Here is a 9,597-nt window from a genome sequence, read left to right as displayed (position 1 = left end):
GAGGAGCTAAGCTCCTTAATCTTGACTAAAAAAGTGGAATCTAAATCGAATTATCCGATTTAGATTCCACTTTTTAGAGACTTATGTCACAGCCTCTTCTTTTTTACCCGCGTCTTTACCCGCGTCTCTTCACGTGCTTCCAATTCTCAATCGGTATATGATGAGCCTATAGATTTATGTTTTCGGGAGGGATGCTATATGATCGCTATCATTGTGGGTTTTGTCATCGGTTTTGGCTTGCCCGTGCAAACGAGTATTAATTCACGACTTCGAGGTTCGCTGGGCTCGCCTTATCTGGCTTCATTAGTTTCATTTTTAGTGGGGACATTATTCTTGGGTGTCATTACCGTCATTAGTGGGACGTCGCTTGGAGTCTCCAGTACTTTTATCGGGCAACAACCTTGGTGGATTTGGCTTGGCGGTTTGCTGGGACTGGTTTACCTGACTGGTAATATTCTGTTGTTTCCTAAGTTGGGGAGCGTTCAAACGGTGATTATGCCCGTTGTTGGTCAAATTTTGGCAGGTTTGCTGATTGATAACTTCGGTCTATTTTACTCACCAACTAGTTCGCTGACGATTGTCCGGGTACTTGGCGCGTTACTAGTACTATTGGGCGTTATCAGTGCTGTCAGCATTAATGATTGGGTTGAATCCCGTAGTAATAAACTGGAAAAGTCTGTAGCCAAGAAAAAGAAGACGCAGGGCCTGATGTTTTGGCGCCTCGCTGGTGTGATTACGGGGATGCTTAATGCAACTCAAACTGCAATTAATGGTCACTTGGGTCATGTGCTGGGTTCACCCGTCAAAGGTGCGTTCATTTCGTTTGTCGTGGGTACGGTTGGTCTGATTATCATTGTGCTCATTTTACGGCCGACAGTCAGTGCGTTGCATACTCAAGAGCAGTCGAATCCAATTTGGATGTGGTTCGGTGGCTTCATTGGCGCACTATATGTTCTTGGTAACGTCTACCTGGTCCCAATCGTCGGGACAGGATTGGCTGTCGTCATTGTACTGGTTGGCCTGATGGTCGGAAGTTTGCTGATCGACCAATTTGGGTGGTTCGGTGCCAAGAAGTCCCCTGTAACCCGACTACAATTATTGAGTTTGCTGGTGATGGTTATAGGCGTGGTGCTGATAAGGGTAGTTTAAAGGAAAATATTTGACCGCTAATTTTTCGAAATTAGCGGTTTTTTTATTTCCACAGCGTTAACGAGCCAGATTAAAGTATAATGAGCATAACTTATTTTTCGCGGGGAGGACGCACCGATGACCAAGCTAGATTTCACCTTTAGCAACAATGCCACCAATAAACCGGGGATGGAGGCGTATCTGAAAAACCAATTTCAATTTTTAGGGCTTAAAACACCGGTTCGAAAGGCTGAAAGCAAGGCCTTAATTCAGGCGAGCACCAAAGCCGAGTTATCTGATATTCGAGCGTGGATTGATGATCTTTATCACCGTGGCTTTCGTGAATATCAATATTTAGCAATTGATTTGGCAGTGCGTAACGTAAAACGCTGGCAATTAGCCGACCTAGACGATTTTCGGGTCTACATCAAAGAAGATAGTTGGTGGGATTCCGTTGATTCTTGGCGACCCCTTTACGGCAAGTATATCGCGCTTCATCCGGATCAAAAACAGGCCGTTTTCAATTTATTTTTTGGAAGTGACAACATGTGGGAGCGTCGAGTTGCGATTAATTTGCAGCTCATGGAAAAGGAAAATACGGACACTGAGATGCTCGAAAAGGCGATTTTGGCGGACTTAAAAACTGATGAATTTTTCATTCAAAAGGCTATTGGTTGGTCGTTACGTCAATACAGCAAAACTAATCCTGAGTGGGTGGCTAATTTTATTAAAACGCATGACTTGAGCAAACTGGCCGTCCGAGAAGGAAGTAAATATTTATAGGGGGGATGAGGTATCGAAGAACACACGCATTTCGTCCTAAAATACTATCTGTACACGGCTTTTAAATCACTGCGTTTCACCCGAATCGTCAACATTATTTTTCTCGTGCAATTTTTACACTACAATTTAGTTCAATTTGCGTTATTGCAGTCGATTTTTCTGTTTTCACAGTTCGCGTTTGAAATTCCGAGTGGCGTATTAAGCGATATTTTGAAACGGAAAACGATTATTTTGGCCGGACTCTTCATTCTGACGGCTTCCCTACTGGTCATGCTGACAACGTTAATGGTCACAAAAGCGATTGGCTTCGGTTTTTTAGTGTTAGCGTTTGTGATGGAGGGAATCGGTAACGCTTTGTTGAGTGGTGCAGATGATGCCTTGTTCTATGAAGCCATTCGCTATGAAGGCAGCGAAGCGGCGTATGGTCAAATTCGTGGACGAGGCCAATTCATCAATGCGTTATCACTGGGAATCGCCACGTTTATCGGTGGTTTTCTGTATAGTCATGGTGTCTCGTTGCCGTATCTTTTGCAGGCGGGGATGGTATTCGCGGCATTAATTTTGATTGTCACAATGAAAGATGTAAACGTTAAAAACATTGAAGAACAGCCTAGACAGTCTATGAGTGCCATTTTGTCGGTCTTCAAGGAAATGACGACTTCGGCCAATATTTTGTTTATGTTTGGTTTTACCACGTTAATTGCGGCGATGGTAGACGGCATTTTCGCACTACTACCGGATTACGTGAGCAAGATTGGCTTTTCTTCCTCGCAAAATGGCGCAATTTTTATGATTATTAGCTTCTTCGGAGGTTTGGTTGCAACACAAGCCTATCGGTTAGCCAAAGTAGGTTATCGAACGATGATTGTGATTGTGTCTGCAGTCTTGCTTGTCGGGATGCTCTTCCAAATTCAAACTAATAGCTATCTTTTCTTAATTGGAATAGGGCTGTTGTATATCGTAGAGGATATTTTGGATCCAGTCGTCATGCAGATGTTCAATCTATGGGTTAAGGATGAAGCTCGAGCGACCTTTATGTCCGGTCTCTCGTTCTGCGTAACCTTGATGACGATGATTCTTAATCCAATTATGGGATTTGTGATTCAGCGTTTTGGCACCGTGAATTTACTGATAGTTGCCTCGCTAAGTACGATAGTGTTGGTGGTTATAGCGGATTTATTGATGAGAAAATCAAAAATAAGAAACTAAAAAAACCGCCTTCGGAATTTTTCCGAAAGCGGTTCTTTCAACTCATAAATTATTCAGCTTCTTCTGAAACCTTTTCTGCAGCAGCAACTTGATCAGCACCAGCTTGCATTTTGCCTAATACGGCACGAGCGATTGGTCCAACAATCAGTAGTTGCAATGGTAAAGCAACGATGAAGTTGAAGATCCAAGCGTGGAAGTAGCTAGCAACACCAACGTGGCCGGCCATGATGATACCGAATAATGACATACATGACACCATTCCGAGCACCATCATTACTGAGATGGTGATACCAATCAACACGACGTTCTTCTTCATGTAATCGTTAATGATGTACTTGAAGGCAAGGCCCTTGGCAATTGGTCCGACAACTAACAAATCCAAAATGATGGCTACTAATAAACCACCTGGATAATCTTTGATTGAGTTTAACATGAAGCCCTTAGTGAAGCCTTGGACTAACACAACGTTATAGCAAACCATGACGAAGACCATAAGGCCAGCCATGATAGCAGTAAAGACAACTTCTTCTTTTAAATTTCTTGGCATACTTTTTCTCCTTTTTTCGCACTAAAAATCACTATACACACTTTGAACGATTTTCATAAGTTACGTTTTCATTACAAATTAAAAATGCAAAACGATTTTCATACCGTTTTGCATTTTTTTGTCGTTATTTGAAATTAGTAAATATCTGCTGCTTTTGCCTGACTTGCTTCATGACTCATGTATTCGTCATAAGTAGTGTCGGCCTTATCAACGATGCCCTTTGGTCCCACTTCAATAATGTGGTTAGCAATCGTTTGGATAAATTGGTGGTCATGGCTAGTGAAGACGACTGAACCAGCAAAATCAACCAGTGCGTCGTTCAAACTTGTGATACTTTCAAGATCCAAATGGTTGGTAGGATCGTCGAGCAACAACACGTTAGCCTTGCTGAGCATCAACTTAGAAATATAACTACGGACTTTTTCGCCACCAGAGAGGACGTTAGTCTTTTTCAAGACCTGGTCGCCCTTAAATAGCATTTGGCCTAAGAAGCCACGAAGGAAGGTGTTGTCACTTTCTTCCTTGCTAGCATATTGGCGCAACCATTCCAAGATGTCGAAACGTTCGTCAGAAAATTCAGGGGTCAAATCCTTTGGCATATAAGCACGGTTGGTTGTCACACCCCAGGTAACTGTTCCTGTATCAGGTTCCAGCGTTCCAGCAATGATTTGCATCAAGAGGCTGGTTGCCACGTCTGAATGAGAAATGAACGCCGTCTTGTCACCAGGACGAAGAATGAAGCTAACGTTATCGAGAATTTTTTCGCCGTCGACCGTTAAGCTAACATTTTCAACGCGCAGTAGGTCATTTCCAAGTTCGCGTTCAGGGTTGAACTTAATGAAAGGATACTTTCTTGAACTTGGCTTAATGTCGTCCAAGGTAATCTTTTCAAGTTGCTTCTTCCGTGAAGTGGCTTGCTTAGATTTAGAAGCGTTGGCCGAGAAACGAGCCACGAATTCTTGCAACTGCTTGATTTGGTCTTCTTTCTTAGCGTTAGCTTGGGCCTTAAGACTTTGAGCCAACTTTGAGCTTTCCAACCAGAAGTCGTAGTTACCAACAAAGAGTTCGATTTTACCGAAGTCAACGTCACAAATGTGGGTACAAACCGCATTCAAGAAGTGACGGTCATGGCTGACAACGAGAACGGTGTTTTGGTAATCAGCCAGGAAGTTTTCAAGCCAGCTAATGGTCTGAGGATCCAGTCCGTTAGTTGGTTCGTCAAGGAGCAAGACGTCAGGCTTACCAAATAGGGCTTGAGCCAGTAAGACCTTGATCTTGTCGCTTTCAGGTAGGTCTTTCATGAGTGAATCATGTTGGGCTTCAGGAATCCCAAGTGATTGGAGTAATTGACTAGCATCACTTTCAGCGTTCCAGCCGTCCATTTCGGCGAATTCGCCTTCTAATTCAGCGGCTTTAATACCGTCTTCGTCAGAAAAATCAGGTTTCGCATAAATGGCGTCTTTTTCCATCATAACGGCGTAAAGTTTTTCGTGACCTTGTAACACGGTGTTGAGTACTGTTTGATCATCAAAAGCAAAGTGATCTTGGTTCAAGCTACTCATTCGCTCATTTGGTCCCATTGAAACGTTACCCGTAGTTGGGTTGATTTCACCTTGAAGAATCTTCAAAAAAGTTGATTTACCGGCACCGTTAGCACCGATGATGCCGTAACAGTTGCCCGGCGTGAATTTTAAATTGACATCGTCGTAGAGTTTCCGATCGGAAAACGACATGGATACATTATTTACAGTTAACAATCTCATACCTCACTTTAATTTTAATCGCGATATTTGCTTCCTAATACTATCAGATAAGCGCCATGTGGACAAATATTGATTGTTCCATGTGAAACAATAGTATAATGTGGGCAGTTAGATGCAGGAGGGTTTTAAATGATACTAGAACGTCAAAATTATATTGATTTTAAAAAGATTGCTAAGGATTTCAAGGATGAAATTGGCCGCCCGGTTGAGCCTGCGATTTCGGAAATGGAAGCTTTAAACGAGCTTTTTGTTCTAGCTCAATCCGGTGCGAATGAAATTGGAACCAAACTAGAAAATCTGGATTCAGAATTTTAAGTGAAGCATGACCATAATCCCATCCATCATATGGAAGAGCGGATTAAGAGCGTTCAGAGCATTATGAAAAAGCTCCAGAAAAAGGGCTTTGAACCTAGAGTTGCCAACATGAAAACGCAGATTTCTGACGTTGCGGGCATCCGGGTAATTACCAATTATATTGATGATATTTATTTGATTGAAAAATTGTTAGTGAACCAGTCCGATGTCACGCTGTTGAAACGCAAGGATTACGTTAAGGACCCCAAACCCAGTGGGTATCGGAGCGTGCACCTGGTCGCTTCCGTACCCGTTTTCCAAGCGAGTGGGGTGCAAGATGTGAAGGTTGAGATCCAAATCCGCACGATCGGCATGGATATGTGGGCCAGTTTGGAACACAAGTTGCGCTACAAAACTGATATCGATGAAAAGTTGGTCGATCAGTATGGCGCCGACCTCCACTGCTACTCCGATGAGCTAGCCGAGATTGAAGCGAAGATGCAGACCATTTATCAAAAATTAAATGATGATAGTGAGATTAAACAGCCATGAAAATAATGTTATTACGTGGGGTGAATGTCGGGGGTAAACGCCGACTTAAAATGGCGGATGTCCGCCAACTTTTTACCGAAAGCGGTCATCCGGAAGCAGAAACGATTGGCGCTACAGGCGTTATTATATATGACGACCCCCAAGAAAAAATTGAGATGACGTTACCGGAAGATATCGAAACGTTAGTCGTTGATGAACAAGTCATTCGTCAAGCACTTCAGGCACTACCTGAATGGTGGCGTCAGGATGATGGCTGGCGGCATAACGCCATTTTTCTATTAAATGATGTGAAAGCCGAGGCAGTCATGTCACACGTTGGTGATTTAAATGATGAGTATGAAGCTGTGTTTTTGACTCAAAATATCATCTTTTGGTCATCCTCATTTGCCGATCGCAAGGGCTACTTCAAGAGTGAGTACTCTAAGTTAATGAAGAATCCCTACTATAAACAAATGACCATCAGAAACGGTAATACGCTAGAGAAGATCATTGCTAAAATCGATAAAATGAAGGCCACCAAGTGAATGGTGGCTTTTTTCTACCCCCAAACCAGCATCTAGGCTGACACTTTCTCCTCGAAGCGGTATGCTAAATTTAGCGAAAAATGAATAGGAGGAAGATTGAATGTATCTGGCTTGGAAAGAAATTAAATATGCAAAGCTACGCTACGCCTTGATTGTTGGCGTTATGGTGCTGGTGGCATACGTGGTATTTATGCTGACGGGACTAGCCGATGGGTTAGCGGATGGCAACAAGCAAGCCATTCTGGATTGGAAGTCTAGCGCTATTGTCTTATCTGATGATAGTAATAAAATTTCCAGCGCCTCTGTTCTAAAACGGTCGGACTTAGACCGAGTAAGTGTGGGCGAAGGCGAAAAAACGGGCGTTGGCGCGTACGCAACGGCGGTTCGCCACGAAGGAAAAAGCGAGAAGCAAAACGTCTCAATTTTTGGGGCGCACCAAAAGAGTTTTGTGGTGCCTGATGTGGTAAAGGGGCGGCTCTATCGCAATTCACACGAAATTATTGTTTCTCAAAACCTGATTGATTTAGGTTATCACCTTAATCAAAAAGTGAAATTGGGCAGTCAAACCAAAGCCTACAAAATTGTGGGCATCACAAGGGCAACCAAATTCAGCGAGGTGCCAGTCATCTACCTGAATTTGAATGCTTTTACTCAATTAAAGTACGGTGCTCAACGTTTTACTAAAGCTGCCGATAAGCCGATTAGCATGGTCGTCGTTAAAAATCGAGCGGCCGATAAAGTAACCGTCAAGAATAACGGAGACGGGACCAAATTAGATAAAATGAGCGTGAATACGTTTATCCAAAATATCCCGGGTTATTCGGCTCAAAATATTACACTGGATACGATGATTGGTTTTCTGTTTGTCGTCGTCACAGCGATTGTCGGCATTTTCCTATACGTCATGACGCTCCAAAAAACGGTTCTATTTGGTGTCTTGAAGGCGCAAGGCGTTCGGACCCGCTATTTAGCATTGTCGATTATTGGTCAATCCCTAATTGTTGGTGTGATCGGGGTTGGACTGGCCTTCATCTTAGGGTATCTGACTAGTTTGGTCCTACCAGCAGCGATGCCGTACGCGATTAAGCCGGTCAAATGGTTGTTGGACGGTGTCGTATTGGTTGCGGTCTCAATTATTGGTGGCCTATTCTCAATCAGAACGGTAACCAAGGTTGATCCCGTTAAGGCCATTGGAGGTGAATAGCATGGCGACATTGGATATGAAACACATCAATAAGAAGTTCGGTTCTGGACACACGGAAGTAGATGCACTGACGGACATCAACTTTAGCGTGAATGAGGGCGAATTTGTGAGTGTAATTGGGCCCTCAGGTTCCGGGAAAAGCACATTTCTGACGATTGCCGGGGGACTCCAAAGTCCTACAACGGGTGAGATTCAAATTGATGGAAATAATTTGAACCAACTCAGTGCTGGACAGCTCACGCAGTTACGATTTGAGATGGTAGGGTTCATTTTACAAACCTCAAACTTAATTCCGTTTTTGAAGGTTAAGGAGCAGTTTACCCTGGTCGAAAAACTATCTCATCAGTCACTGCAGGAACGGTCAACTGAGTTATTAAAATCACTTGATATCTGGGAGTTACGCGACAAGTTTCCGAAAGAACTATCCGGTGGGGAGCGGCAACGGGTTTCCATCGCTCGGGCGTTAACTCATGATCCAAGTTTAATTTTGGCAGATGAACCTACTGCTAGTTTAGATTCTAGTCATGCGTTTGAAGTGGTGCAGATTCTGGCACACGAAGCTCATGAGGCGAAAAAAGCCATTGTGATGGTGACACATGATGAGCGGATGACGCAGTGGAGTGATGCGATTTACGTCATTGAAGATGGTAAATTACGAAAAAAATAGTGGTAACGAAAAAGTTGTGACAGAAGTCGGGCAGTTTCTGAGCACTAACCTAGATTGGCGAATAATTCGTTTTTGGAATTGTTCGTTAATCGTAGTTAGGCGGAGGGAACTGACTTCTGGAGCACAATTAGGAAAATAGTTCGGTTAAAAGAAGCTGAGCCCAAAATTATTTTTTGGGCTCAGCTTCTTCTTTGGAATTTTAAAATTTAGTAAGGCCATTCTGCCTGTTGATTGTCTTTCGATAGGTGAACAATTTCGGTTGTAGCACCGAACTCTGAATCGATTAATTGCTTCAATTCTGCGATACCTTCTTTGGCACGAGCGGCTTGATTTTCGTTGATAGATTCAACCACTAAGACGGCTTCAGTCGTCTCTTCTGTCAGCATCGTGCGTTGGGCTTCACGCCAGTTAAAACAACGGCAAACGGCACCGGTGTTGTCGTAGTAGATGACTTCGCCTTCCAGGGCAGGCGCATCTTCTTCGGCACCCAATGGTCGGAAGCCCTCGCCGCCCTTGGCCACACCGAGGTGTAGGTCACCGTCGATCTTGGCAATCGTCTCACCACCGGCGGGAACTGCGAACTTCAAAGAAATACTGTTATAGATATCCACGAGTGGGTTGATTGGCGTAAATTGGTGGCCTTGGCTCACCCGTTTGAGCAATGCTTCAATAGAAGAACGGGCGCCTTTTTTCGTCTTAAACTTAGTAAATGCGTCCCGCCATTCAGCAATCACGGGGTTATTTCTGAACGGTTCAACTTCGATATAGGGTTCCGTTTCGGCTTCCGCAGCGGAAAGGATTTGTTGGAAGTGGGGGTCCTTACTTTCGTCGACATGGTTGTCGATTCCCTTTGCGAAAACAATATCGATGTTAGCTTCTGGAAATAAGTCCCAAAATTCTGGATCAATGATAACTTTTTTTGCCAT

Annotated in this window: 9 protein-coding genes and 1 pseudogene; 7 read left to right on the top strand and 3 right to left on the bottom strand. The window is 43.6% G+C overall.

Annotated features, from left to right (window positions below):
- Window positions 1–198: 198 nt before the first annotated feature.
- The 3 genes from LOSG293_RS07025 to LOSG293_RS07015 all read left to right on the top strand — a co-directional run bounded on the left by LOSG293_RS07025 (window position 199) and on the right by LOSG293_RS07015 (window position 3,120).
- Window positions 199–1,149 carry a DMT family transporter gene (locus tag LOSG293_RS07025; protein ID WP_034528566.1) on the top strand — a complete coding sequence of 317 codons (951 nt, stop codon included), beginning with the start codon at window positions 199–201 and terminating at the stop codon, window positions 1,147–1,149.
- Window positions 1,150–1,266: 117 nt separating this feature from the next.
- Window positions 1,267–1,911 carry a DNA alkylation repair protein gene (locus LOSG293_RS07020; protein WP_034528564.1) on the top strand — a complete coding sequence of 215 codons (645 nt, stop codon included), beginning with the start codon at window positions 1,267–1,269 and terminating at the stop codon, window positions 1,909–1,911.
- A 105-nt stretch (window positions 1,912–2,016) separates the two neighbouring features.
- A complete protein-coding gene (locus LOSG293_RS07015) occupies window positions 2,017–3,120 on the top strand; it encodes an MFS transporter (protein WP_235786826.1) in 1,104 nt (367 codons plus the stop codon).
- Between the two features lie 49 nt (window positions 3,121–3,169).
- Here LOSG293_RS07015 and LOSG293_RS07010 read toward each other — a convergent pair whose 3' ends face one another.
- A complete protein-coding gene (locus tag LOSG293_RS07010) occupies window positions 3,170–3,667 on the bottom strand; it encodes a DUF2798 domain-containing protein (protein WP_034528559.1) in 498 nt (165 codons plus the stop codon).
- A gap of 134 nt (window positions 3,668–3,801) precedes the next feature.
- Complete coding sequence (locus tag LOSG293_RS07005; protein WP_034528557.1) at window positions 3,802–5,424, bottom strand: ABC-F family ATP-binding cassette domain-containing protein; 1,623 nt, start codon at window positions 5,422–5,424, stop codon at window positions 3,802–3,804.
- A 135-nt stretch (window positions 5,425–5,559) separates the two neighbouring features.
- Between LOSG293_RS07005 and LOSG293_RS07000 the strand changes: the two are divergent.
- The 4 genes and pseudogenes from LOSG293_RS07000 to LOSG293_RS06985 all read left to right on the top strand — a co-directional run bounded on the left by LOSG293_RS07000 (window position 5,560) and on the right by LOSG293_RS06985 (window position 8,671).
- Window positions 5,560–6,276 (top strand): annotated as a pseudogene (locus LOSG293_RS07000) (GTP pyrophosphokinase).
- Complete coding sequence (locus LOSG293_RS06995; RefSeq protein ID WP_034528555.1) at window positions 6,273–6,800, top strand: DUF1697 domain-containing protein; 528 nt, start codon at window positions 6,273–6,275, stop codon at window positions 6,798–6,800. The pseudogene LOSG293_RS07000 and the gene LOSG293_RS06995 overlap by 4 nt, the downstream one beginning before the upstream one ends.
- A 100-nt stretch (window positions 6,801–6,900) precedes the next feature.
- Window positions 6,901–8,004, top strand: coding sequence for an ABC transporter permease (locus LOSG293_RS06990; RefSeq protein WP_034528553.1), 1,104 nt, complete (start codon window positions 6,901–6,903; stop codon window positions 8,002–8,004).
- Between the two features lies 1 nt (window position 8,005).
- Window positions 8,006–8,671, top strand: coding sequence for an ABC transporter ATP-binding protein (locus LOSG293_RS06985; protein WP_034528551.1), 666 nt, complete (start codon window positions 8,006–8,008; stop codon window positions 8,669–8,671).
- A gap of 206 nt (window positions 8,672–8,877) precedes the next feature.
- Here LOSG293_RS06985 and LOSG293_RS06980 read toward each other — a convergent pair whose 3' ends face one another.
- On the bottom strand, window positions 8,878–9,597 hold the full coding sequence (locus tag LOSG293_RS06980; RefSeq protein WP_034528549.1) for a B3/B4 domain-containing protein: 720 nt from the start codon (window positions 9,595–9,597) through the stop codon (window positions 8,878–8,880).

It is taken from the genome of Secundilactobacillus oryzae JCM 18671 (assembly GCF_000740055.1).
GTDB lineage: Bacteria > Bacillota > Bacilli > Lactobacillales > Lactobacillaceae > Secundilactobacillus > Secundilactobacillus oryzae.
The sequence above is the reverse complement of the archived record's forward strand: the minus strand, read 5'-3'. Positions and strand labels throughout refer to the sequence as shown.

Excerpts from the sequence above, each read along its gene's own strand:
- LOSG293_RS06980 (WP_034528549.1), bottom strand. The coding sequence starts at position 9,597 with ATGGCAAAAAAAGTTATCATTGATCCAGAATTTTGGGACTTATTTCCA.
- LOSG293_RS07020 (WP_034528564.1), top strand. The coding sequence starts at position 1,267 with ATGACCAAGCTAGATTTCACCTTTAGCAACAATGCCACCAATAAACCG.
- LOSG293_RS06990 (WP_034528553.1), top strand. The coding sequence starts at position 6,901 with ATGTATCTGGCTTGGAAAGAAATTAAATATGCAAAGCTACGCTACGCC.
- LOSG293_RS07010 (WP_034528559.1), bottom strand. The coding sequence starts at position 3,667 with ATGCCAAGAAATTTAAAAGAAGAAGTTGTCTTTACTGCTATCATGGCT.
- LOSG293_RS06985 (WP_034528551.1), top strand. The coding sequence starts at position 8,006 with ATGGCGACATTGGATATGAAACACATCAATAAGAAGTTCGGTTCTGGA.
- LOSG293_RS06995 (WP_034528555.1), top strand. The coding sequence starts at position 6,273 with ATGAAAATAATGTTATTACGTGGGGTGAATGTCGGGGGTAAACGCCGA.
- LOSG293_RS07025 (WP_034528566.1), top strand. The coding sequence starts at position 199 with ATGATCGCTATCATTGTGGGTTTTGTCATCGGTTTTGGCTTGCCCGTG.